Origin of the sequence: Azospirillum sp. CT11-132, assembly GCF_047302835.1 — a bacterium.
Classification (GTDB): Bacteria; Pseudomonadota; Alphaproteobacteria; order Azospirillales; family Azospirillaceae; genus Azospirillum.
The window spans coordinates 775,794-799,305 of the sequence record NZ_JBGLZA010000002.1 but is presented as its reverse complement, the minus strand read 5'-3'; the positions used below and the strand labels follow the sequence as shown (position 1 = coordinate 799,305).

Below are 23,512 nucleotides of genomic sequence, written 5' to 3'. Positions count from 1 at the left end.
TCCTATGGGGAATCCCCCTCTCCCCCCCGGGGAGAGGGGATCTTCTCCAACTCCGCCAGGGCGCCGGCCATGCCGGTGGCGACCAGATTGGCGTCGGTCTCGGCGCTGGCGCGCTCCGGCACCTCGGCCTCCGGATGGGCGCTCCACAGGCAGAGCAGAATCGGCACGTGCGGACCGAAATGCAGGCGCAGGCGGCGCACCAGCCGCCGGCTGTGGCCGAGGGCGGACGGGTTGAGGGAGGACAGCACCACCGCATCCACCCCGGCGGTTCCCAGGCTGGCGATGGTGCGCGATGACACCTTCTCGCACGGCACGACATCGGTCCGGATGCCGCGGCCGGTCAGCAGATAGGCCAGAAGCCCGGCCGCCGCCTCGTCCAGATTGTTGCGGGCACCGACACAGAGCACATGGGGCGCGTCGGCGGCCGGGGACACGCTGTCGCTCAACTCGTCCAGCAGGCTCGCCATGCCCTCGGCCACCGCCTGCCGGCCGTCCGGGTTCAGGGTGCCGCGCTGGCGGTCCTGCTCGGCCAGCGACAGGGCGGGAAGCAACAGGCTGTCGGCCAGTTCGACCGGGCTGCAGGCGCCGAGCCGCTCCTCGGCAAGCTCCGTAGCCTCGGTGGGATCGCGGGCGAGCAGGCGCTGGTACACCTTCGCCTCGTCGGGCAGGACGGGGCGGTCGCCCAGCATCACCTCCAGGAAATGCAGTTGCGGCACATGGCGGCCCAGCACGACGAGGCACACCGTCAGCGGCGTCGCCAGCAGCAGGCCGACCGGTCCCCACAGCGTCGTCCACACCACCGCCGCGACGATGATGGCGAGAGAGGACAGGCCGGTCGCCGTACCGTAGAGCCAGGGTTCCACCACATTGTTGGAAAACAGCTCCACCGCCACGAACAGGGCGATGCACAGCAGCGGCAGGGTCCAGCCGGTGTCGACCGCGAAGGACAGCAGGATCGGAAAGGCCGACGCGATCACCGGCCCCAGGAACGGGATGAAGCGCAGAACCGTCGCCAGCAGTCCCCACAGCAGCGGGTTCGGCACGCCCAGCAGCCAGAGGCCGACGCCGATGGGAATGCCGTAGGTGACGTTCACCACCACCTGCATCAGCAGATAGCGGCTGACCCGCTCGCCGGCGTCGTTCATCGCCTCCGTCGTGCGGCTGAGGTCGCCGGACCCGACCAGACGGATCAGGCGGTCGCGCAGATCCTCCCGCTGCAGCAGCATGAAGATGGTGAAGACCAGCACCATGCCGGCCGTGGCGATGGGCGTCATCGCCGGACCGAGAAACCGGCTGGCGAGGTCGAACACGCCGGTGTCGGACTGGTCGATGCGCACCGGCACGGGTTCGCGGCGCGGCGGGGTGGCGGCGGGGCCGGCCTGCGGCGTGGGCGCGGCCGTGGTGCCCTGCTGCGCCGGCGGCGCGCTGCCGGTGGCGTTCTCCAGCTCCTGCTTGAGGTCGCGGAAGGCCTCGGTCGCCTGCTTGATGGCGCCGCGGTCGCCGGTCGATGCGGTGGCGCTGCGTAGGGATTGGATCTTGGTGTGGATGTTGCGCTGGTAGGTCGGCAGATTGTCGGCCAGATCGCCAAGCTGGCTGCCCACCACCGCGCCGAAGCCGATGATGGCGAGGAACAGCAGGACCACCACCGCCAGCACCGACGGCACCCGGCCAAGGCGCCAGCGCTCCAGACGGCTGACGATGGGCGTCAGCACGAAGCCGAGCAGCACCGCCAGGGCAATCGGCATCAGGATGTCCGCCGCCACATAGAGCGTCACCACGATCAGCGTGATGATCAGCAGGATGGTCTGGGTGGATGCGGGCGGAGCGGCCTTCGTCACCGCGATAGGGCGTGCCTGCAGCCGGCGGGCGGTGTCCTCGGCCATGGTCGTCGGGCTTTCAGAATGGGAGAATGCCCGACAGGAACACCGGCCGTGCCGCCACGTTCCCTGTTGCCGCTTTTCGAGGAGGCGCAGACATTTCCGCGTGGGAAGACACCGGTCCGGTGAGGGCTCTGGACAAGGCGCGTTTCGGTGTCATCTTCGGCACGGGCACGGCGGCGATCACGGTGGACAGGGAAAGCGACGACCATGCGCTGGTTCATTCTTGCCATCCTGTTCATCGCCCGCACCTGCATGGCGCTGGAGTTCCAGATTCTCGGCGCCGTGATGCCGTTCGCGCGGGTGGATTTGGACAGCGACTATGCCGCCATGGGCCAGTTGATGGGCCTGTTCATGCTGCCGGGCATCGTGCTGGCCTTGCCGGCGGGCATGCTGAGCAGCCGGTTCGGGCTGAAGCGGCTGGCGGTTTTCAGCCTGCTTTTGCTGGCCGGCGGCAGCGCGCTGTTCTCGGTCAGTCACGATTATGGCACCGCCCTGGCCGGGCGTCTGGTCGGCGGGGCCGGCAACGCGGTGCTCAGCGTGCTGGTGTCGGCGATGGTGGCCGAATGGTTCCGCGACCGCGATCTGTCGACGGCGCTGTCCATCGTGTTCATCAGCTGGCAATTCGGCCTCGCCGTCGCGCTGGCGGTGTTCCCGGCGATCGCGGAGGCGGCGTCCTGGCGTTGGGCCTGCCATCTGACGACCCTGGTCTGCCTGACGGTGGCGGTTCTGGTGGGGCTGACCTACCGCTCGCCCGCCGGCACCACCACGGGCACCGCCATAGGGCGGCGGAGCATGCCCAGCCTGCGCCTGATCGCCCGGCGGCAGAGCATTCTTCCGACCCTGGCCGGCATCATCTGGACCGCCTACAATGTCGGACAGGTGATTTTCCTGACCTATGCGCCGGCCCTGCTGGCCTCCACCGGCATGTCGGTGACCGAGGCGTCGCGCACCGTCAGCCTGACCGTGTGGGTGACCATGGCGACCATGCCGCTGGGCGGCCTGCTGACCGACCGTTGCGGCCGGCCGCTGATGCCGGTGGCGGTCGGATCGCTGGGTGCCGCGGCGGCGGGGATGGCCTTCAGCCTGGGGGCGCCGCCGGTGGCGAGCTGCATCGCCGCCGGCCTGTTCCTCGGCCTGCCGGCCGGCGGCATCCTGGCCCTGCCCGCCCGCCACTCCGCCCCGGGCGAGACGGCATGGTCGCTGGGCTGGTTCATGACCGTCTTCTATATCCTGATGACGCTCATCCAGATGCTGGCCGGCCTGATCCGCGACCGGACCGGCAGCGACCTCGTCACCGTCGAGTTCGGCTGCGCGCTGCTGGCGCTGGTCGCCGTCGGTCTGATCCCGTTCGAACTGGCACGCCGGGCGTTGCGGCCGGCCCCCGCCATGGCGGCCTGACGGGCCGGATCAGAGCACCGGTTTCAGGGAAGCGGCTGCTGCTGGGTAATGCAGTGGATGCCGCCGCCGCCGCGCACGATGTCCAATGCCGCTATCTGCACCACCTCGCGGTCGGGGAAGGCCTTGCGGACGACGCGGAATGCCTCGTCGTCGGCCGGGTCCTCGAAGGCCGGCATGACGATGCCGCCGTTGGCGATGTAGAGGTTGGTGTAGGACAGGGTCAGGCGCACGCCGCTCACGTCGCGGCGGGCCGGCTGCTGGATCGGGATGACCTCCAGCGCGCGGCCCTTCGCGTCGCGGGCACGCTTCAGCCGGTCGAGATTGTCCTGGAAGATCTTGAAGTTGGGATCGCCGGGATCGTCGGTGGTGATCGCCATCACCACGCCGGGACGCACGAACAGAGCGATCTCGTCGATGTGGCCGTCGGTCTCGTCGTCCTGATAGCCCTGCCCCAGCCAGATCACCGTCTCGACGCCGAGATGGTCCTTCAGCTGCCGCTCGATCTCCTCGCGCGACAGGCCGGGATTGCGGTTGGGGTTGAGCAGGCATTGCTCGGTGGTGATCAGCGTCCCCTCCCCGTCCACATGGAAGGAGCCGCCCTCCATCACCAGCGGAGCGGAGAAGCAGGGGAGCTTGAGGTGGTCGAGGATCAGGCGGCCGACCTGCTGGTCCTTCTCGCAGCCCTCGTAATTGCCGCCCCAAGCGTTGAAGCCCCAATGGACGCCGGCCAGCCCGCCCTTGCCGTCGATAACGAAGCTGGGGCCGGTGTCACGGATCCAGGAATCGCTGATCGGCAGCGGCAGAATCTGGATGCCGGCACCGCAGGCGAGCGAGGCCTCCGCCACATCCGCCGGGTCGCACACCATCGTCACCGGCTCGAAGCGGGAGATGGCCTGCGCGACCTCGGCGTAGGCGTCGCACGCGGCGTCGAAGGCACCCTCCGGCCAGGTTTCCGGCCGGCACGGCCACGCCATCCAGCAGCCGCTGTGGCGCGCCCATTCGCCGGGCATGTGGAAGCCTTGGCCCGTCGGCATCGGGGCGTTCGGTGTCGTCATGCGTCGATCCCCCTACCCATTTTTTAAAAGTCCCTGCCCGTCGCGGCGGCCGCGTGACTGGAAACCGCGAGCCTCAAACCGCAAGACTGGGACATTTTCCGTCCCGGTCCACCCTAACCACGGGAGCGCGCGTTTGGCAATCGCGTCCACGGCAGCCGGCACTTGGCCTTATGGCAGAGGAACTTTTGAAAGAACGCGACATCGGGTCGCGTCGGCATGCCGGGAGGGGGCCGGCATGAGGGCCATCGGCGGCCGATCAGGCGCCGGACGGCGGGCGCAGGGCGCGGCGGGCGGTGACCGTACGGGTGGTCGAATAAGCACTGGAAACGGGATTGAAAAATCCGAGTCTCAACAAGGGGAACCACAGGAGCGCGCGCATGGCACGGCCTCTTTCGCTGTTGCAGATGGCTTCAACATAGCAAAAGAAGCAGGCAATTGCCATCCATGGCGGCAGGTTTCTCCTCTGCGCGGACGGATGGGGTGCCGGGATCGTCTATGGACCGGCCGGGCTATGGCGTCCGGCCGGTCCATAAAACTCCATCAGCCGTTCTGAATCGCCATCTGCTCGTCGCGTTTGCGCTGGCGTTCCTGGCGGGCCATGACGATGCTGGCGACGAAGATGCCGGTCGCCACCACCAGCACCATCAGGGTGGCCAGCGCGTTGATCTGCGGGCTGATGCCGAACTTCACGCTGGAGAAGATCACCATCGGCAGCGTCGTCGATCCGGGGCCGGAGACGAAGCTCGCCACCACCACGTCATCCAGCGACAGGGTGAAGGCCAGCAGCCAGCCGGCGACCAGCGCCGGGGCGATCAGCGGCAGGGTGATGACGAAGAAGACCTTGGCCGGGCGGGCGCCCAGATCCATCGCCGCCTCCTCCAGGCTGCCGTCCATGCCGGCCAGCCGCGACTGGATGACCACCGCGACGTAGGACATGGTGAAGGTGGTGTGGGCGATGGTGATGGTGGTGACGCCGCGCCCGTCGGGCCAGCCCACCCATTGCTCCATCGCCACGAACAGCAGCAGCAGCGACAGGCCGGTGATGACCTCCGGCATGACCAGCGGCGCGGTGATCATGCCGCCGAACAGCGTCCGACCGCGGAACCGCCCGAAGCGGGTCAAAGCCAGCCCGGCGCAGGTGCCCAGCAGCACCGCCAGCGTTGCCGACACCGCCGCCACCTGGAAGGACAGCAGGGCGGCGTCCAGCAGCGTGTCGTTGTGGATCAGCTCCGCATACCATTTGGTCGAGAAGCCGGCCCACACCGTCACCAGCCGCGACTCGTTGAAGCTGAAGACGATCAGCAGCGCGATGGGGACATAGAGGAAGGCATAGCCGAACAGCAGCGCCCAGGACAGGAAGCCGAACCGTTTCATCGCCCGGCCTCCGCCTGTTTGCCCTGCACATGCTGGAAGATCATGATCGGCACCACCAGGACCAGAAGCAGGGCAATGGCGACAGCCGACGCCACCGGCCAGTCGCGGTTGGCGAAGAACTCGTTCCACAGCACGCGGCCGATCATCAGCGTGTCGGGACCGCCCAGCAGTTCCGGCGTCACGAACTCACCCACTGCCGGGATGAAGACCAGCAGTGACCCGGCGATGATGCCCGGCAGCGACAGCGGCAGCGTGATCTGCAGGAAGGACTTGAAGGGACGGGAGCCGAGGTCGGCCGCCGCCTCCAGCAGGCTGGGGTCCATCTTCTCCAGGGTGGAATAGAGCGGCAGCACCATGAAGGGCAGGTAGCAATAGGTCATGCCGATATAGACCGCCCAGTCGGAATAGAGGATCTCCACCGGACCGCTGGTGATGCCCGCCCATTCCAGCAGGTTGCTGATGACGCCGTTGCCCTTGAGGATGCCGATCCAGGCATAGATGCGGATCAGGAAGCTGGTCCAGAAGGGCAGGATCACCAGCATCATCAGCGGCCCGCGCCGCGCCGGGTCGGCCTTGGCGATGGCATAGGCCATGGGATAGCCGATGAGCAGGCACAGCAGCGTGGTGACCGCCGCGATCTTCAGCGAGTTCAGGTAGGCGAGGATGTAGAGGTCGTCCCCGCCCAGCCGGAAGTAATTGCTGATGTTCAACAGGATCTGCAGCTTCGAGGTGCCGGCATCCTCGTCGGTCAGCCACTCCACCAGCGACGAATAGGGCGGCTGGGCGATGATCGATTCGGAGAAGCTGATGCCGAAGACGATCAGGAAGGGCACCAGGAAGAACAGCATCAGCCACAGATAGGGGACTGCGACGACCACGCCGCGGCCCCACAGCCCGATCCGGCTGAGGCCAGAAACGAGAATGGCGACGACCGCCCTCATTGGGTCAGCACCACGCCGGCGAAGGGGCGCCAGGTCAGGGTCACCTCGTCCTCCCAGGTGATCGGCATTTCGGTGCGGCGGGTGACGTTGGGGGCGGTGACCCGCACCGTCTTGCCGGTCGGCAGCTGCACCAGATAGATCGACACGTCGCCGAGATAGGCGATCTCGCGCACGATGCCGGTGGTCTGGTTGCGGCCGTCCCCGCCGGCGACCGGGTCCTTCGACAGGGCGATCTTCTCCGGCCGGATGGCGACGGAGACGGGGGAGCCGGCCGGCGCCGGGGTGGCGTGGGCGATCAGCAGCTCACAGCCGGCCTCCTCCGACGCGACGATGACCTGATCGGCGTCGGTGGAAACGACGCGGCCGTCGAACATGTTGATGGAGCCGATGAATTCGGCGACGAAACGGCTGTGCGGATATTCGTAGATCTCGGTCGGCGTGCCGACCTGCGCGATGACGCCGTGGTTCATCACGGCGATGCGCGACGACATGGTCATCGCCTCTTCCTGGTCGTGGGTGACGACGATGAAGGTGACGCCCAGCTTTTCCTGGATGTTGACCAGTTCGAACTGCGTGCGTTCGCGCAGCTTCTTGTCCAGCGCGCCCAGCGGCTCGTCAAGCAGCAGCAGCTTCGGCCGCTTGACCAGCGAGCGGGCGAGCGCCACGCGCTGGCGCTGGCCGCCGGACAGCTGGTGCGGACGGCGCTTGCCGAAGGCCGACAGCTGGACCATTCCCAGCATCTCCGCCACGCGGTCGCGGATCTCCGCCTTCGCCACCCCGTCCTGTTTCAGGCCGAAGGCGACGTTCTGCTCCACCGTCATGTGCGGGAACAGGGCGTAGGACTGGAACATCATGTTGACCGGCCGCTCATAGGGCGGGATGCCGGCCATGTCTACGCCGTCGATGAAGATCTTGCCTTCCGTCGGCTGCTCGAACCCCGCCAGCATGCGCAGCAGAGTCGTCTTGCCGGAGCCGGAACCGCCGAGCAGAGCGAAGAACTCGTTGCGATAGATCGACAGGCTGACCTCGTCCACCGCGACGAAGTCGCCGAAGGTCTTCGTCACCTTCTCGATTCGGACATACGGCGTCTGGCCCGCGTCCTGCCACGGTTCCAGACGGGTGGGTTTGCGAATCGGCTGACCGGCCATCCGGGTTCCTCTTTCATGACGACGCCCCGGCCGCTCCCCATCGCTGGGGATCGGCCGGGGCGGGCCAGCGCCACAGATCGGCGCCTCGTTGGGAGCGGCTTACTTGCCGGTCTTGACCTTGGTCCACACGCGGGTGCGGGCGCGGTCGGTGGTCTGCTTGATCTGCTTCAGCGAGAACAGCTTCACCTTGCTGTCGGCCGGCAGGAAGATGCCGGGGTTCGACTTGATGTCGTCGGCCACCATCGGCAGCGAGGCCGGCACCGCGTTGGCGTAGCTGACCTTGTTGGAGATGTTGGCCATGTTGGCCGGGTCGAGCACGAAGTTGATGAACTCGTACGCGCCCTCCTTGTTCGGCGCGTCGGCCGGGATCGCCAGCGTGTCCCACCAGACCTGCACGCCTTCCTTCGGCGTGATGTATTCGACCTTGGCGCTCTTGGCCTCGGCGGCGCGGGCGGCGCCCTGGATGGCGTCGCCGTTGTAGGCCATCACGACGCAGGCGTCGCCGCCGGCCAGGATGTTGATGTTCTCACCGGTGACGAACCGCTTGATGTAGGGGCGGACCGCCATCAGCGTCTTTTCGACCTTCTCCAGATCCTCCTTCTTCTCGGAATTCGGATCGAGGCCGAGGTAGTTCAGCACCGACGGGATGACGTCGATGGCCGAATCCATCACGGTGATGCCGCAGGCCGAAACCTTCTTCGCCACTTCCGGCTTGAAGATCAGGTCCCAGCTGTCGAGCGCCACGTCGGGGGCGACGGCCTTGATCTTTTCCGGGATGATGGCGATGCCGACGGTCCCGCCGAGATAGGGCACGGCGTACTTGTTGCCGGGGTCCGAATTCTCCAGCAGCTTCAGGACCTTCGGGTCGACGTTCTTGTAGTTGGGGATCTTCGACTTGTCGAGCGGACCCACAACCTTGGCCTGGATCAGGCGGGACAGGGTCGGCTCGGCGGTCGGCACGATCACGTCATAGCCGGACTTGCCGACGAGCACCTTCTGCTCCAGCAGTTCCAGGCTGTCATACAGGTCGACCTTCGTCTCAGCGCCCGTGGCCTTGGTGAAGTCGGCGAGGGTCGTTTCACCCAGATAATCGTTCCAGATGTAGATGTTGACCGGCTTCTTGGCCTGGGCCATCGCCGGGCCGGCGATGGCAATCGCCGCGACCGCGCCGATGAGGCTGAGAGCGAGTTTTTTCATGATTTGCCCCGACCTGTTCGTGAGTGTTGCGGGCGCCGCCACATCCCAACGGCATACCCGGCTCGCGGGCGCTATTGCACCCACGGCCGGGCATGTTGTCAACGGTTTGGGTCGAGGTCGGGAGCCGGTTTCCGGGCGGCGGCCATCTGCCCGAAGCCGTGCCCGATCAACCGACTATCCGGGGAGCGCGGCCACGGATTGCTTCCGCGCCTGGGCCTCGTCCAGCAGGCGCTGGGTCTCGCGGATCAGGGCTCGGCGCCGTGCGCTGTCGATCTCGTGCTGCACTGCCGCCGCCGCGACGTCGGCGCCGCAATGGGGGCAGTCGGTCTCGTGCGGCCAGACATACTGGTTGCAGCCGCGGCAGAGCGTCAGGCTGGGAGGCACCACGCCGCCTTCGGGGGAGCGTTCGTAGGCGTGGCGATGCACCTTTGCCGGGTCGCGCTGCGGCAGGCCGGGGGATTCGGCGCCGGGGATCGGCTCGGTGATGAGCGCGAACTCGCCGATGGCGAAGGCCTCGTTCGGCGCGTCCTTGATCTTCACCACCCGCTCGCGCAGGCCATGCTTGGCGAGGTCGAGCACCCGGTAATGGCAGTAGGGGTTGTTGCCGCGCTTGCCCAGCAGCGATTCGGAGGTCCAGGTGCAGCCGGCGCGGCAGATGTCGGCGTAATAGCAGGTGCGGCAATAGCCCCACAGCTCGTCCACCGACCGCAGGCGGCCGAACTGCATCCGGTCGGCATGGCGCCAGATGTCCTCGACGCTCATCTCGCGGATGTTGCCGGCGGCATAGAGGGAGGTCGCCAGCGACGGGCAGCCCTTCAGGGTGCCGTCCGCTTCGATCCCGATGCCGATCTGCCCGGCGGCGCAGCCGGACCAATGCATCCGGTCGTCGCCCAGGCCGCGCCAGATATGCTCGTAGGGGCCGTAATAGCCGACATTGTTGCCGACAACCATCAGCAGCCCGCGCTCCAGCCCCTCGCGGTAGAGGCGGGCCAGCAGCGGCATGACGTCGAGAAGGCGGTGGGGCTGCAGCAGCAGGTCCGGATTGTCGACGGCGTTGCCCATCGCGACGGTGAACTGGATCTGCCAGTGGGTGGCCCCGGCCTCGATGATCCGGTTCATCAGCTCCGGCAGATGGTCGGGGGTTTCGGGTCCGATCTGGGTGTTGACCGACACCGCCAGACCGCGCTCCTTGGCGCGGCGCAGGGCGCTCATCGCCTGATCGTAGGAGCCGGGAACGCCGCGCACCCGGTCGTGCAGGTCGGGCAGCCCGTCGATCGAGACGCCGATCGCCTGGAGCCCGGCCTCCACCGCCTCGTCCAGCCGGCGATCGGTCAGGTTGCGGCCGCCGGTCTGCACGGCGGTCCTGATGCCATGGCTGCGGCAGCGCCGGATGATCTCCACCCAATCCTTGCGCAGATAGGCCTCGCCGCCGATCAGCGAAATCTCGCGGGTGCCGAGTGCGGCCAGACGATCGACGAGGTCCAGCGCCTCCTCGGTGCTCAGCTCGTCCGGCCGCGGCCGGCCGGCGCGCGATCCGCAATGCTGGCATTTCAGATTGCAGGCGAGCGTGGTTTCCCAGACCACCAGGACCGGGACCAGCTTGCGGAAATCGTCCTCAAAACAATAGCGCGCCGGCACGGACGCCGACTGATCCGGGGGCTGATCCGGGGGCTGATCCGGGGAGCGGGCCGAAAGGTCGGGGCAGGGAAGCGGCTGGTCCATGGTTCCGGTATCTTCCTCGGAATGGCATTGGCTCTGAATATCGGCGGCTCCGTATATCGGCGGCGCGGCGCCGCCGGGGTGCGGACGGCATGGACGCCGCACCCCGGCCGCAGCACCCCGGCCGAAGCCGATCAGCCGTTCGCCTCGGCCTTGGCGATCTCGACCTTCAGGAGCTGCAGCAGCCCCTGGACGTCGCCGTAGGTGGCGAGATGCTCCTCGGCCTCGGCCGCGACCTGCTTCATCGTCGCCAGATCGCCGCCGGCGATGGCCTGGGTCATGGTGGCCATGTACATCGGACGGGGATGGGGAAGGTGCGATTTGGACATCTGTCGGTTCCTCGGTTTTGAATGGCGGGGAGGTTGGAAATCGGTCGATTGAAAATCAGAGTCAGAGACCGGCTTCGGCCTTGGCGATCTCGACCTTCAGCAGGTTGAGGATGCCGGCCACGTCACCATGTTCGGCGAGATGCTGCTCGGCGGCCGCGGCCACTTCCTTCATCTTCGCCAGATCGCCGCCGGCGATGGCGTCGGAGATCGCCACGCCGTAAGGCTTGATGGAGCGCATGGGTGCTTCGGACATGTGGAGACTGCTCCGCAGGAAAAATGGAAAAGCGACTGCGCGCCCGATCAGCCCTTCGATTCCGCTTTCGCGATCTCGATCTTCAGCATCTGCAGCATCGAGCCGACGTCGCCATGCTCGGCGAGGTGCGTCTCGGCGGCCGCGGCGGCCTCCTTCATCTTGGACAGGTCGCCGCTGACGATCGCCTCGGTCATGGCGCCGCCGTAGAGCATGCGAATGGGAGCGGTGGACATCCGATGATCTCCTTCAAGACATGATTGGCAAGACATGATTGGAGAAATGCGCTTTCAATGCGCAGCTTGATGCCGATGTTTGAAACTGACGAAATTCCTGACTGAATGGACGACAGCTGAAAATCGGCAAATCTATGCAAGGTCAGAGAACGGCCTTTTTAAAACATAAACGCCGATCGCCGCAAGTTTTCATACTATTGTGTGAACTCCGTGCCTTATTTTCAGAAAGCTATATCCACGTTCTGGTAGAGGTCAATTGTTAATATGTTATTTTTAATTTTGTTTTTGAAAGAATGCTTTTGTAACTGATTATTGTGTTTCGCCGTAGGCGACTGGCGCTCCATCCGGCGCCGGTGCGCGGGAAATCATTCACACCGGATGCAAAGAAAAAGGACGCCGCACCATTCGGACGGCGTCCTTGCTTCAGCGCAAAGCGGTGCCAGAGGGCCGGTTTCGACCTCGGCGATTTCGATCTTCAAGATGTGGCTGGTTTCGCGGCGCTGGCGATCGTCAACGGTAGATCGGCAGGAGGGAGGCCGGTCGCGACCGCAGGGGGCGAAAATCCCGTGCGTTTGGTGTCGCGACCGGCGAAGAGATCCCTCTTTCCAGGCAACGGCCTGACGGCCGGCGCCCAGACCTCCTGTCGTTGAAATTGCATACGCTGATATTTTCGCTCGCGAATATGCCGTCAGTTATATCCATCAGGGGATTCCGGTCAATGCCGGAATCATGACATTTGATTTTGAAACTGAAAGATTCAGTGATGAAAATCGTTTCCATAACGGGGTATTCACTAAGTTGCCGACAGTCGCGTTGCCGCAGTTTTTGTGCAACGCAAAATGAAGGCGCCGCGACTGTTGCCGCGGCGCCTTCATCGTCCCCCGCCGGTGGCGGCCGGGGTCTAGGATGTGGGTTTGGTGGGGGCTTCAGCTCTGTGCGGTCAGAACGACGCCCAGCACCACCAGCAGGGTGCCGATGACGCGGGTCAGGCTCATGGTCTCGCCCAGCAGCAGGACGCCGAGCGCCAGCGTGACCAGAAAGCCCAGCCCGACGAACGGATAGGCCATGGTGACCTCGACCTTCGCCAACACCGCCAGCCACACCACCATGCCCAGCCCATAGCAGGCGAGCCCGGTCAGGATGTGCGGCGTGGCGACGACCGACAGGGCGATCTGCCCGGCCTCCCCCCGCGCCAGCGCGGTCGATACCGCCGGGCTGGACATGCCGATCTTCAGCGAGATCTGGGCGATGGCGGACAGGGTGACGCTCAGCAGGATCAATCCGACGACGGCGATGGGCATGGGGACTCCCGGCTAAAGGCGGAATGGTGGAGGACGGCGGCTCAGGTCCGGCCGAAGAGAAGGGCGGCGCCGCAGACCGCACCGATGGCGAGGCTCCACTTGTCGCGGGCGGCGAACACCACCGGATCGTCGTGCATCAGCCCGCGGTGGGTCTGCAGCCACACCCGCCCGATCCAGAAGAGCAGAAGCGGACAGATGATCCACAGCGCCTGCGGCTGGTCATAGACGCGTCCGACCTCCGGGCTGTTGATGTAGAGCGCCATCACCAGCACGGAGAGGAAGCCGGCCGACACGCCGATGGATTGCAGGACCGGCATGTCGGCGGTCACATAGCCGCGCCCCTCCGCCTGCTCCAACCCGAGCTTCATCATGCTGTCCATCTCGGAATAGCGCTTCACCATGGCGAGGCTGAGGAACAGGAACATGGAGAAGGCCAACAGCCAGAAGGACGGGACGATGGCGGTCGCCGTGGCGCCGCCCAGCACCCGCAGCGAATAGAGACCGGCCAGCAGCATCACGTCCCAGATCACCCGGTTCTTGGCGAACAGGTTGTAGAACAGCGACGAGGCGGCGTAGGTCGCCAGCGCCGCCAGGAACAGCGGCGGCAACGCCACCAGCGACAGGACGAGGCTCGCCAGCAGCAAGCCGGGGATCAGCGTCAGGCCGAGGTCGAGCGGCAGGTCGCCGGCGGCGAAGGGACGGCGGCGCTTGCGCGGGTGCCGCCGGTCAGCCGGCAGGTCGAGCAGGTCGTTCAGCACATAGATGCTCGACGCGCACAGCCCGAAGGCGAGGAAGGCTGCCGCCGCCTGCAGCGTCGGGCCGACCTCGCCCAGCTTCTGGCCGGCCAGCAGGGGCACGAAGACCAGCAGGTTCTTCAGCCACTGGTGCAGGCGCAGCGCCTTGAGGATCAGCAGCAGGCGCGGCCGGCGCGGGGTCGTGATGGTCTCCAGCGGGCAGAGGGTGTTGGCATGGCGCAGCACGGCGGCCGGCGCATCCACCGCGATGCCGCGGCGGGCGCCGCGCCAGATCGCATAATCGGCCTCGTCGTTGCCCATGTAATCGAAGACGCCGGACGGCACCTGCGCGCGGATCGCCTCGTATTTGCGCTCGCTCTTCAGGTTCACGCCGTCATTGCTGGCGAGGACCTGATCGAACAGGCCGAGATGGCGGGCGATGGCGTCGGCATAGCGGTGGTGGGCGGCGGTGGCCAGCACCAGCCGGCGCCCGCGCTTGCGCTCGGCCTCCAGCCGTTCCAGGACGGCGGGATTGTAGACGAGGCCGGTTGGATCGATGTCGACACGCCGGGCCAGCTCCGCCTTCAGCCGCGCCTTGCCCCCCGCCAGCCAGACCGGCACGAGCAGCGCCGCCCAGGGCCGGGCCTTGATCAGGCCGAACAGTGATTCATAGAGAAGGTCGGTCTTCAGCAGCGTGCCGTCGAGATCGACGAACAGCGGCGGCTCCTCCGCGGCGGGCGGCGGGACCGGCGTTTCGGCCGCGGCGGCGCGGGGAAGCGCCACCGTGGTCGCGGTCAGGCCGGGAGCGCCCGCATGCGGAACGCGGTCCCTGCGGTCGCCGGCGTCCGCCCCGCCCCAGACCAAAGCGGCGCGGTCGTGCCGCCCTGCCAGCACGACCGTCAGCCCCAACAGCATCAGGGTGGCGAAGAACAGATAGGATTGCAGGACGTTCAGCGGCGTGTCGGCCAGCGCGTTGACCGGCCAGAACAGCAGGTTGCCGGCCAGGAAATAGGCCACGGCCAGCAGAGCCGCCGCCCCGGCCGGACGCCGCAGGCCGGGCTCCAGCAGGATCAGGAAGGCCAGCGCGAAGGCCGGCAGCAGGATGCCGTAATGATGCACCCAGGCGACCGGCGAGCCGACGGTGAAGCAGATGCCGGCGACGACGAAGGGCAGGATCCGCTCGGCCCCCCGGTCGCGCCGGCGCCACAGCAGGCCGAGGGCGACGAAGGCAAGGCCGGAGATCTGCGTCGCAATGTGGACCGCCGGATGGTAGGGGGCGAAGGCCTCCGCCGACCAGTCGAGGTTGTTGCCGTTGTGCAGCAGGCGGTTGACCAGCCCGTTGACGGTCTGGTTGACGTGATAGCTCTCGCCATGGCGGCCGATGAACAGCAGCACGTCGAGATAATCGATCATCGGGGCGAAGCCGTAGAACAGGGTCGCCAGCGCCACGCCCGGCACCACCACGGCCGCCCAGCCCGCCGCCATCCGCCAGTCGCCGCGCAGAACCGCCCAGACGAGGAACAGCGACATCTGCGGCTTCATCAGCGTCGATGCGCCGAGCAGGGCGCCGCACAGGGCGCGGCGATCCCGCAACAGGGCGATGCACGCGAAGACGAAGGCCGCATTCAGCCAGACCTGCACCTGCCCCAGCGAGAAGGCCTTCAGCACCGGGTAGAAGCACAGGGTCGCGACAAAGCCGAAGCCGCCGAGCAGCACCTGGGTCATGCGATCGTCACGGGCACCCGGCACCCGCAAACGGGCGGCCATCTCCAGCACCAGGATCGCCATGCCGGCCGCGGTCGCCAGCACGAACAGCAGGTTAACCCGCTCGAAGGCCACGAGGTTTAGCACCCCCAGCGCCTTCATCGCCTCCAGCGGCAACAGCGAGGTCACCGGATACTGGAACTTGATGTGCTGCTGGAAGAACACCCCTTCATAGACGTTCTCGCCGGGCCGCTCGTGCAGCCAGTTGAGCGCCGCGATCATCGGATCCCAGCTGTCGACCGGAATCAGGTCCTGGTTTTCCAGCACGAACAGGTTCTGGATGTCGGTCAGGTTGCTGGCATGGCCGCCGCGGTGCAGCGCCAGCCCGAGCAGCCCCGTCGTCAGCACGATGAACAACGACGCCAGGATGATGCTGCGCTGGACCCAGCCAACGCTGTGGAGGCCGGTCCGAAGGGACGGGATCGCAGGTTGCATGCTCATGCTTGGCCATCCATCGGTTGCCCATCGATTGTGTGGAGACAGTGCCCGTGCGCCGGTCCGGCCGCTCGCCTGGATTATCCGAATAGGCAATCGAAGGCACAGCGCGGCGGCAGGGGTCGCCGTCTCCGCGAAAAACGGTTACGTGTGTTGACTATTTTCAAAGGAGATAACAAAGTGCAGCGATGCCGAAACGCCATGCAGCGTCCGCATCTCCTTCCGCCTCCTCTGACACAGCCGAAAATACACTGCGGCTTTGCTTTGAAAGTCTTCGATTTCGTGTTCGGGCGGCCATAAGCGGATTAACGCCAGCTTTGAAATTTACGGCTGTGCCGACACGGCCGATCAGCGCGGTCGTGGCATGGAACGACGACCGGCGATCGATCGGGGTGGGGCTGCGGACCGGTCGGGGTAGGACAGGCGGCCATTGCCAGCACGCGGCCGGTCTTCCTGGCCGAACTTGCGAAATTCCGTGGCGGATCGGCGCACGAACGGGGTGCCGGCCGGCGCGATCCGCTAAGCGCCGGGCAGGTGCCGGACTGCCGGACCCCGCGCAGGAACAGGGAACCAAACACGTAAAAGGGCGGCCGACGGATGTCTCCGCGGGCCGCCCCTTTTGTTCGTCAGCTTAAGATTTCAGACGTTCAGCAGCAGGTTTTCCCGTTCCCACGAGCTGATGACGCGGTTGTAGGCCTCGTATTCCGCCTCCTTCACGCAGGCGACGGCGTCGATGAAGCGTTCGCCGAGGATTTCCTTCAGCGGCTTGCAGGCGTTGAACTTGGTCAGCGCCTCCGACTGGTGGCGCGGCAGGGTGAAGGCGAGGCGGTAGGCGGAGCCCTTGATCGGGTCGTTCGGCTCCAGCCCCTGGATCATGCCGATATAGCCGCAGGCCAGCGACGCGGCGATGGCGAGATAGGGGTTGGCGTCGGCGCCGGCCACCCGGTTCTCCACCCGGCGGGCGTCGGGCTGGGAGACCGGGACGCGCAGGCCGGTGGTGCGGTTGTCGCGGCCCCAATGCACGTTGATCGGCGCATCGGAGTTGGGAACCAGCCGGCGGTAGCTGTTGACGTTCGGCGCCAGCAGCGGCATCGCATAGGGCAGGTATTTCTGCAGCCCGGCGATGTGCGACATGAACAGGGCGCTGTCGGTGCCGTCGGGATTGGCGAACAGGTTGCGGCCGCTGTCGGCGTCCACCACCGACTGGTGGATGTGCATGGCGCTGCCGGGTTCGCCCTGCATCGGCTTGGCCATGAAGGTGGCGTAGATATTGTGGCGCATCGCCGCCTCGCGCGCCGTGCGCTTGAACAGGAAGGCCTGGTCGGCCAGTTCCAGGGCGTCGCCGTGGTTGAAGTTGATCTCGATCTGGGCGGCGCCGGCCTCGTGGGTCAGCGTGTCGATGTCGATATCCTGCTTCTCGCAGAAATCATAGACCGCTTCGAAGATCGGATCGAATTCGTTGACGGCGTCGATGCCGAAGGCCTGCCGCCCGCTTTCCATCCGGCCGTTGCGCCCGACCGGCGGCACCAGCGGGTAGTCGGGGTCCTTGTTGACCTGGACGAGGAAGAATTCCAGCTCCGGCGCCACCAGCGGCTTCCAGCCGCGCTCCTCGTACAGCGCCAGCACGCGCTTCAGGACATGGCGGGGCGAGACGTCGACCGGCTTGCCGTCGGCATAGACGCAGTCGGTGATGACCTGGGCCGTCGGCTCGTTGTACCAGGGGACGAAGCGGATCGTGCGTTCGTCCGGGATCATGTAGATGTCGGAATTCTCGTCCGAGGTGATGTCCTCGTCCTCGGGGAATTCACCGGTCACGGTCTGGACGAAGATCGCCTCGGGCAGGCGCAGGCCGCGGTCGCGCAGGATGCGGAGGAACTTCTCGGCAGGGACGATCTTTCCCCGCGCGATGCCCGACATGTCGGGCACAAGGCATTCGACTTCGGTAATGCGGTTCTTCTTGATGAAGTCTTCCATAAAACCCATGGGTATGGCGGACCGCTCCGGGCGATGGGCAGCCCCCTCCGTGCTGTGAACGACAGCGACACTATGACGCCGTTCCGGCGGACCGCGCCAGAGGGTTCCGCATGATGCTTTGGTGAAACATCCGCCTTTCCGTTGACCTCCCCCATCGGCTGGGACTTAACTGCCGCCATGCCGAAAGCTTCATACCTGAACAGCTGGTACGCGGCCTCCGCCGCGCCCCGTGTCGACTGCCCGACCCTGGAGGGGGAGGTCGCCTGCGACGTCTGCATCGTCGGCGGCGGCTACACCGGCCTGACCGCCGCGCTGGAGCTGGCGGAGCGCGGCTTCGACGTGGTGCTGCTGGAGGCCGAGCGCTGCGGCTGGGGGGCGTCGGGCCGCAACGGCGGGCAGATCATCACCGGCTACAACAAGCCGATGGCGACCATCGAGGGCTGGATGGGCAAGGAGGATGCCCGCCGCCTGTGGGAGTTCGGCGAGGAGGCCAAGGCCCAGCTGGCGGAGCGGGTGGAGCGCCACGCCATCGCCTGCGACCTGACCTGGGGCTTCGCCTATGCCGCGCTGAAACCGCGCCACATGCAGGACGTGACGGCGCTGGAGCGGGAAATGCGCGACGGCTACGGCTATGACCGGGTGCATCGGCTGGACCACGCCGGCATCCGCCGCCATGTCGGCAGCGAGGCCTATATCGGCGGCCTGCTGGACGAGGGCAGCGGTCATCTGCACCCGCTGAACTACGCGCTGGGCCTCGCCCGCGCCGCCGATGCCGCCGGGGTGCGCATCTTCGAGAACAGCCGCGTCCTCGCCATGGACAGCGGCGCCGCGCCGTGGGTCCGCACCCAACGCGGCCGGGTGACGGCGAAGCACCTGATCCTGGCCGGCAACGCCTATCTCGGCGGGCTGGCCCCGGCGCTGGACCGCAAGATCATGCCGGTCGCCACCTATATGATCGCCACCGAGCCGCTGGGGACGGAGCGGGCCGCCGCGCTGCTGCCGACGAACATCGCGGTGTCGGACATGAAGTTCTCGCTCGATTACTTCCGCCGCTCCGCCGACCACCGGCTGCTGTTCGGCGGCGGCGTCAGCTATTCGGGGGTGGACGCGCCGGGGCTGAAGCAGGCGATGCGGCTGAAGATGCTGGCGATCTATCCGGAGCTGAAGGATGCCCGTGTCGAGTATTTCTGGGGCGGGCGGGTCGCCATCACCATGAACCGCATGCCGCATCTGGGCCGGCTGTCGCCGACGACGCTGTACGCCCACGGCTATTCCGGCCATGGCGTGGCGCTGGCCGGCATGGCCGGGCGGCTGATGGCGGAGACGGTGAGCGGCACCGCCGGGCGCTTCGACGTGTTCGCCCGCATCCCGCACATGCCGTTCCCCGGCGGGAGGCGATTCCGCACGCCGGCGCTGGTCCTCGCAATGATGTGGTTCCGTCTGCGCGATCTGCTGTAGGCTGCGCAAGCAATCGACAGCCCCCTCCTCCGGCCTTGAGTCCCCTCCCCGCCCATGACCGATACCCCCAGCAGCGACGAGACCACCCCCTCCCCGGACGGCGCTCCGGACTCCGGCATCGCCGAAAAGGCCGCGCAGGAGAATGTTCTGGTCCAGCCGATGCGGGACACGCATTTCGATTTCCAGCACAAGGTCTTCAGCCTGCCCGGCGCCTTCTTCTGCCAGGAGCCGAACAGCAAGGAAGCGGTGCTGAACATCCTGCTGGGCGACCTGAAGGCGGCGCTCGCCTTTCCCACCCTGATGGAGTCCTTCCAGATCGAGGAGGGCAGCCATGACGCCCGCCTGCTGGAGATCATCGAACAGGGGCTGGCCTTCGTGAAGCAGATCCGGCCGGGCGAGGAAATTCCGGGCGAATTGCTGGACGGCCGCGCCTCCTGGTCGGTGGAGGACAAGCACCGCATCATCGCCAAGGGCCGGTTGACCGTTCAGATCGTCTCGTCCTTCACCGGCAACGAGATCATCGTTTCCGACCAGTCGGAACTGGAACAGCTGGTCGAGGATCCGCAGACCAAGGAGAAGATGAAGGCCGCCTTCGCCAAGATCGCCGAGCGGCTGAAGCTGACCACCAACGCCGAACAATATCTGACCGACCGCATCGATGACCTTGCGCAGGAACTGTCCTACATCGAGGCGCTGCGCGACCGCTTCAGGCACATCCGCCGCATCGATCAGGCGATGGCGAAGCTGGCCACCATCTATCGCACCGACCGCACCTTCTGCAGCGAGCTGAACCGCATGCAGGGGCTGATCCGCAAGCCGCTGCGCGAATATGACATGATCTTCGATCAGGCCGACGCCCAGACCGGCGACATCGTCGGCGCATTGCGCAACTTCCACCCCACCATCCAGTTCATCCGCAAGATCCGCGACGACCTGCGCGCCAAGCTGCTGGAATGGGAGGAACTGCTGCAGGGCTGGGACGAGGTCACGATGGAACGCTCGCCGAAGGTGGAGGCGTTGCAGAAGCAGACCTACCGGTTCCTGGCAAGCCGCTACATCGAAACGACAGTGTGGAAGCGGGGCGGATAAACGAAAGGGGCGCCGCCAGCCGGCGACGCCCCCTCGGTCACTTCAAGAACAAGACTTACCAGCTATCTTTTACCAGCTCTTGGCACGGGCCGCCGGCTTGCCGTTGCCGTGGGCTTCACGACGGGCATGGCCATGGTCCGGACGGGCGTCGCCGCGGTGGTTGTCGTTGCGGCCATAGTCCGGACGCGGGCCGCGCGGGGCATGCGGACCCTTGGACTCGCCGTTGCGGTGCCACGGCTTGCCGGCGCCGCCACCCGGACGGCCGTTGCGACCGGCCGGACGGCCGGCGCCACCGGTGGTGAAGGGGCGCGTCGGCTCCAGGCCGGGCACCACATGCACCTCGAGCGTCGCCTTCGTGTAGCGCTCGATGCGGACCAGCGTCTCGCGGTCGGCGCGGGCGGCGAAGGAGATCGCAACGCCCGAGGCGCCGGCGCGGCCGGTGCGGCCGATGCGGTGGACATAGTCCTCCGCCGAACGCGGCAGGTCGAAGTTGATGACGTGGGTGATGTCGCGCACGTCGATGCCGCGGGCTGCGACGTCGGTGGCGACCAGCAGGCGGACCTGACCGGAGCGCAGGCGCTGGAGCGTGCGGTTGCGCTTGGTCTGGTCCATGTCGCCGTGCAGGGCGGCGGCGGCATGGCCGGCGGCGCTCAGCTCCTCGGCCAGCGTGTCGGCATCACGCTTGGTGGCGGCGAAGATGATCGCCTTGCCGACCTCTTCCTGAGCGGCGAAATGCTGCAGCAGGCGGCGCTTGTGGTCCAGATCGTCGGCATGGTGCAGGCGCTGTTCCACGTTGATCGCGGTCGCCTGGCTCTCGACGGCCACGCGCTCCGGGTTGCGCAGCAGGTTGCCGGCCAGCTGCGCCATGCGGCGGTCCAGCGTGGCGGTGAACAGCAGGGTCTGGCGCGTCGGCGGGCAGCACTTGGCGATGGTCTCGACATCGTCGAGGAAGCCCATGTCCAGCATGCGGTCGGCCTCGTCGAGGATCAGCACCTCGACCTCGTCCAGCGCGATGCGGCGGCGGGCGACATGGTCCAGCAGGCGGCCCGGGGTGGCGACGAGAACGTCGACCGGGCGCGACAGCAGGCGCAGCTGCTCGCGGTAGGGCATGCCACCGACCACGTCCACGATGTTCAGCTTCATGAACTTCGCGTACTTGCGGGCGGCGTCGGTGACCTGCTTGGCCAGCTCGCGGGTCGGAGCCAGAACCAGCACGCGCGGGGTGGCGGCGCCGTTCAGCGGCAGCTCGGCGGTGCGGGTCAGCGCCGGCAGCATGAAGGCGGCGGTCTTGCCGGTGCCGGTCTCGGCGGTGGCGAGGATATCGCGGCCCTGGAGCGCCGGCGGAATGGCGGCGAGCTGGACCGGGGTGGGAACGGTGTATTCGAACGCCTCGAGGGCCTTCAGGACGAGCGGGTGCAGGCCGAGTTCGGAAAACGTCAAGTCGTAACAACCTTCTCAAAGCAACACGGCACGGCCCCGCGCGCCCCGATGGCGGGCGTGGGACATACCGGCGGACTCGCCGGGAGGAGGTCGATAGAGGGAGAGGCGTCTATCCGATGCAGCGGCCAGAGCGTCCCTAGAACCCTGGGACGTTTGCCCCCGAAGGAGCTGCCGTTGCGCAATCACAGCGCGTCTCGCTCAAGAGACGCGCGAGCCTCCAGCGATCAAGACGCCCTACATAAGCTATTGCGCCGCACAAGACAAGGGCCATCGCCGAACGAGCCCCGCGTGCGTCACTTGACGACCATGCGTTCGATGTAGATGTCGCGGATCAGGCCGGTCCCCGCCTCGCGGTTGACGGCGTCCCGGATGCGCGCCTTCAGGAAGGCGGCGGAGCCGGGGCCGGTCAGGATTTCGCTGTCGGTTTGGCCGACGGTCTGGAACAGGCGGTCGGCGATGCGGTCCTGGTAGCGCAGCACCCGGTCGGCGGTCACCTTCGGCGCCAGCACCAGCGAGACCTGCATCTCCACCGCCCGCGACCCGCCCAGCGGCAGTTCCATCGCCGGCAGCTGCGCAAGATGCGGTTTCGGCCCCATCCGCGCCTCGATCCGCCGCTGTTCGAGGATGCGGTCCACCGCGATGCCGCCGCCATAGGCCAGCCCGGCCAGGGTCAGCAGCGAAATCAGGACGATGATCAGCAGGCGGGTGGGATGGGCCGCTTCCGGCTCCGAGGCATGGTGCGGCACCAACTCCTCGCGCATCGGGGCGGGAGGCGGTGTCGGGTACGGCGTTCCGTGCAGCGTGCGACGCGTGGCCATGGTCGGCCTCCTCCGGAGCGGCGGGGGCATCGCGAATGGTAAAGCGGTGGGGGTTAAGATTCGGTGGAGGGTAGCAGCGCCGCTTTCGAGAAGTTAGACCCCCACCTAACCTCCCCCGCTGGGCGGGGGAGGGACTGCCGCTGCTTTTCCGATCAGGCGCCTGTCCCCTCCCCCGCCCAGCGGGGGAGGTTAGGGTGGGGGCAAGTGTTTGCCGCCAAAATGCTCACCGCACGCAGTCCGCTAGCCCGTCCCGCCGCACCACCGCCATCCGCCGCTCGATCACCCCGGCCCGGCGGGCGACATAGGGGCCGGGGCGGGACGGCGACCAGTTGCGCGGATTGGGCAGCACCACGGCCAGCAGCGCCGCCTCGCGCCGGGTCAGAGCCGCCGCGGATTTGTGGAAATGATGCCGCGCGGCGGCTTCGGCGCCATAGACGCCGTCGTCCCACTCCACGATGTTCAGATAGACCTCCAGGATGCGGCGCTTGCTCCACAGGCTTTCGATCAGCAGGGTGAACCAGGTCTCCGCCCCCTTGCGGGTCCAGCTGCGGTCGGGCCAGAGGAAAGCGTTCTTGGCGGTCTGCTGGCTGATCGTGCTGCCGCCGCGCAGGCGCTTGCCTTCCTCGTTGTCCTCGAAGGCGTCCTCGATGGCCGCCCAGTCGAAGCCGCCGTGGCCGCAGAAGCCGGTATCCTCCGACGCGATCACCGCCTCTGCCAGGGCCGGCGAAATGCGCTCCAGCGGCTCCCAGTCGCGCGACAGGCCGGAGCCGCCCAGCGCCCGGATCAACATCAGCGGCGTGGCCGGCGGCGGCACGATCCGGTAGAGCGCCGCCCATAGAATGGTGAAGGCCATCAGCCCCGCCGCCCCGATCAGCGCCCAGCGCAGCAGTTTCCGCATAAGGTCCCGTCTCCGCCTGGCTCCCCGGACTTCCCTCAATGGGGGTGAAGCGGCGGGCCGTCAACATCCGGCAC

The 23,512-nt window shown here is 66.9% G+C and carries 19 protein-coding genes; 3 read left to right on the top strand and 16 right to left on the bottom strand.

What is annotated here, in order from left to right; all coding sequences use genetic code 11:
• Positions 1–2: 2 nt before the first annotated feature.
• Positions 3–1,883, bottom strand: coding sequence for an AI-2E family transporter (locus tag ACCD06_RS05335; RefSeq protein WP_413339302.1), 1,881 nt, complete (start codon positions 1,881–1,883; stop codon positions 3–5).
• Positions 1,884–2,087: 204 nt separating this feature from the next.
• Between ACCD06_RS05335 and ACCD06_RS05330 the strand changes: the two genes are divergently transcribed.
• Positions 2,088–3,278 (top strand): MFS transporter, encoded by a 1,191-nt coding sequence (locus ACCD06_RS05330; RefSeq protein ID WP_413339300.1) that lies wholly within the window; start codon positions 2,088–2,090, stop codon positions 3,276–3,278.
• A gap of 23 nt (positions 3,279–3,301) precedes the next feature.
• Here the strand turns inward: ACCD06_RS05330 and ACCD06_RS05325 are convergent, their stop codons facing one another.
• The 12 genes from ACCD06_RS05325 to ACCD06_RS05270 all read right to left on the bottom strand — a co-directional run bounded on the left by ACCD06_RS05325 (position 3,302) and on the right by ACCD06_RS05270 (position 17,744).
• Complete coding sequence (locus tag ACCD06_RS05325; RefSeq protein ID WP_109075974.1) at positions 3,302–4,333, bottom strand: agmatine/peptidylarginine deiminase; 1,032 nt, start codon at positions 4,331–4,333, stop codon at positions 3,302–3,304.
• Between the two features lie 540 nt (positions 4,334–4,873).
• A complete protein-coding gene (locus ACCD06_RS05320) occupies positions 4,874–5,707 on the bottom strand; it encodes an ABC transporter permease subunit (RefSeq protein ID WP_109151878.1) in 834 nt (277 codons plus the stop codon).
• Entirely contained in the window at positions 5,704–6,648 is a 945-nt protein-coding gene (locus ACCD06_RS05315; RefSeq protein ID WP_109075976.1) for an ABC transporter permease subunit, read from the bottom strand. The genes ACCD06_RS05320 and ACCD06_RS05315 overlap by 4 nt, the downstream gene beginning before the upstream one ends.
• Positions 6,645–7,796 (bottom strand): ABC transporter ATP-binding protein, encoded by a 1,152-nt coding sequence (locus tag ACCD06_RS05310; RefSeq protein WP_413339298.1) that lies wholly within the window; start codon positions 7,794–7,796, stop codon positions 6,645–6,647. Before ACCD06_RS05310 ends, ACCD06_RS05315 begins: the two co-directional genes overlap by 4 nt.
• 99 nt (positions 7,797–7,895) lie before the next feature.
• Complete coding sequence (locus tag ACCD06_RS05305) at positions 7,896–8,993, bottom strand: extracellular solute-binding protein (RefSeq protein WP_109075978.1); 1,098 nt, start codon at positions 8,991–8,993, stop codon at positions 7,896–7,898.
• Positions 8,994–9,167: 174 nt separating this feature from the next.
• Positions 9,168–10,631: a GDL motif peptide-associated radical SAM/SPASM maturase gene (locus ACCD06_RS05300; RefSeq protein ID WP_413339295.1), complete on the bottom strand. Its 1,464-nt coding sequence runs from the start codon at positions 10,629–10,631 to the stop codon at positions 9,168–9,170.
• A gap of 215 nt (positions 10,632–10,846) precedes the next feature.
• Positions 10,847–11,041, bottom strand: a complete 195-nt coding sequence (locus ACCD06_RS05295; RefSeq protein ID WP_109155993.1) for a DUF1843 domain-containing protein — start codon at positions 11,039–11,041, stop codon at positions 10,847–10,849.
• Positions 11,042–11,102: 61 nt separating this feature from the next.
• Positions 11,103–11,294, bottom strand: a complete 192-nt coding sequence (locus ACCD06_RS05290; protein ID WP_109155992.1) for a DUF1843 domain-containing protein — start codon at positions 11,292–11,294, stop codon at positions 11,103–11,105.
• A 47-nt stretch (positions 11,295–11,341) separates the two neighbouring features.
• Positions 11,342–11,527, bottom strand: coding sequence for a DUF1843 domain-containing protein (locus ACCD06_RS05285; protein WP_109155991.1), 186 nt, complete (start codon positions 11,525–11,527; stop codon positions 11,342–11,344).
• Between the two features lie 926 nt (positions 11,528–12,453).
• On the bottom strand, positions 12,454–12,828 hold the full coding sequence (locus ACCD06_RS05280) for an EamA family transporter (RefSeq protein WP_085085754.1): 375 nt from the start codon (positions 12,826–12,828) through the stop codon (positions 12,454–12,456).
• A 41-nt stretch (positions 12,829–12,869) separates the two neighbouring features.
• Positions 12,870–15,767 carry a UbiA family prenyltransferase gene (locus ACCD06_RS05275; protein WP_413339291.1) on the bottom strand — a complete coding sequence of 966 codons (2,898 nt, stop codon included), beginning with the start codon at positions 15,765–15,767 and terminating at the stop codon, positions 12,870–12,872.
• Between the two features lie 633 nt (positions 15,768–16,400).
• Entirely contained in the window at positions 16,401–17,744 is a 1,344-nt protein-coding gene (locus tag ACCD06_RS05270; RefSeq protein ID WP_413339289.1) for a glutamine synthetase family protein, read from the bottom strand.
• A gap of 168 nt (positions 17,745–17,912) precedes the next feature.
• Here ACCD06_RS05270 and ACCD06_RS05265 point away from each other — a divergent pair, with 168 nt between their 5' ends.
• Both ACCD06_RS05265 and ACCD06_RS05260 read left to right on the top strand, forming a co-directional pair.
• Positions 17,913–19,193, top strand: a complete 1,281-nt coding sequence (locus ACCD06_RS05265) for an NAD(P)/FAD-dependent oxidoreductase (RefSeq protein ID WP_413339287.1) — start codon at positions 17,913–17,915, stop codon at positions 19,191–19,193.
• Between the two features lie 54 nt (positions 19,194–19,247).
• Positions 19,248–20,282 (top strand): hypothetical protein, encoded by a 1,035-nt coding sequence (locus ACCD06_RS05260; RefSeq protein WP_413339285.1) that lies wholly within the window; start codon positions 19,248–19,250, stop codon positions 20,280–20,282.
• 69 nt (positions 20,283–20,351) lie between these two features.
• On the opposite strand, the gene ACCD06_RS05255 is transcribed toward ACCD06_RS05260, so the two are convergent.
• The 3 genes from ACCD06_RS05255 to mtgA form a co-directional block, all read right to left on the bottom strand.
• A complete protein-coding gene (locus ACCD06_RS05255; RefSeq protein WP_136703176.1) occupies positions 20,352–21,722 on the bottom strand; it encodes a DEAD/DEAH box helicase in 1,371 nt (456 codons plus the stop codon).
• Between the two features lie 293 nt (positions 21,723–22,015).
• Positions 22,016–22,540, bottom strand: a complete 525-nt coding sequence (locus ACCD06_RS05250) for a flagellar basal body-associated FliL family protein (RefSeq protein WP_109155985.1) — start codon at positions 22,538–22,540, stop codon at positions 22,016–22,018.
• Positions 22,541–22,763: 223 nt separating this feature from the next.
• Positions 22,764–23,438 (bottom strand): monofunctional biosynthetic peptidoglycan transglycosylase, encoded by a 675-nt coding sequence (mtgA, locus tag ACCD06_RS05245; protein ID WP_413339282.1) that lies wholly within the window; start codon positions 23,436–23,438, stop codon positions 22,764–22,766.
• Positions 23,439–23,512: the final 74 nt, after the last annotated feature.

Excerpts from the sequence above, each read along its gene's own strand:
- ACCD06_RS05260 (WP_413339285.1), top strand. The coding sequence starts at position 19,248 with ATGACCGATACCCCCAGCAGCGACGAGACCACCCCCTCCCCGGACGGC.
- ACCD06_RS05265 (WP_413339287.1), top strand. The coding sequence starts at position 17,913 with ATGCCGAAAGCTTCATACCTGAACAGCTGGTACGCGGCCTCCGCCGCG.
- ACCD06_RS05310 (WP_413339298.1), bottom strand. The coding sequence starts at position 7,796 with ATGGCCGGTCAGCCGATTCGCAAACCCACCCGTCTGGAACCGTGGCAG.
- ACCD06_RS05295 (WP_109155993.1), bottom strand. The coding sequence starts at position 11,041 with ATGTCCAAATCGCACCTTCCCCATCCCCGTCCGATGTACATGGCCACC.
- ACCD06_RS05335 (WP_413339302.1), bottom strand. The coding sequence starts at position 1,883 with ATGGCCGAGGACACCGCCCGCCGGCTGCAGGCACGCCCTATCGCGGTG.
- ACCD06_RS05320 (WP_109151878.1), bottom strand. The coding sequence starts at position 5,707 with ATGAAACGGTTCGGCTTCCTGTCCTGGGCGCTGCTGTTCGGCTATGCC.
- ACCD06_RS05330 (WP_413339300.1), top strand. The coding sequence starts at position 2,088 with ATGCGCTGGTTCATTCTTGCCATCCTGTTCATCGCCCGCACCTGCATG.
- ACCD06_RS05315 (WP_109075976.1), bottom strand. The coding sequence starts at position 6,648 with ATGAGGGCGGTCGTCGCCATTCTCGTTTCTGGCCTCAGCCGGATCGGG.
- ACCD06_RS05290 (WP_109155992.1), bottom strand. The coding sequence starts at position 11,294 with ATGTCCGAAGCACCCATGCGCTCCATCAAGCCTTACGGCGTGGCGATC.
- ACCD06_RS05250 (WP_109155985.1), bottom strand. The coding sequence starts at position 22,540 with ATGGCCACGCGTCGCACGCTGCACGGAACGCCGTACCCGACACCGCCT.
- mtgA (WP_413339282.1), bottom strand. The coding sequence starts at position 23,438 with ATGCGGAAACTGCTGCGCTGGGCGCTGATCGGGGCGGCGGGGCTGATG.
- ACCD06_RS05325 (WP_109075974.1), bottom strand. The coding sequence starts at position 4,333 with ATGACGACACCGAACGCCCCGATGCCGACGGGCCAAGGCTTCCACATG.
- ACCD06_RS05280 (WP_085085754.1), bottom strand. The coding sequence starts at position 12,828 with ATGCCCATCGCCGTCGTCGGATTGATCCTGCTGAGCGTCACCCTGTCC.
- ACCD06_RS05305 (WP_109075978.1), bottom strand. The coding sequence starts at position 8,993 with ATGAAAAAACTCGCTCTCAGCCTCATCGGCGCGGTCGCGGCGATTGCC.
- ACCD06_RS05275 (WP_413339291.1), bottom strand. The coding sequence starts at position 15,767 with ATGAGCATGCAACCTGCGATCCCGTCCCTTCGGACCGGCCTCCACAGC.
- ACCD06_RS05270 (WP_413339289.1), bottom strand. The coding sequence starts at position 17,744 with ATGGGTTTTATGGAAGACTTCATCAAGAAGAACCGCATTACCGAAGTC.
- ACCD06_RS05285 (WP_109155991.1), bottom strand. The coding sequence starts at position 11,527 with ATGTCCACCGCTCCCATTCGCATGCTCTACGGCGGCGCCATGACCGAG.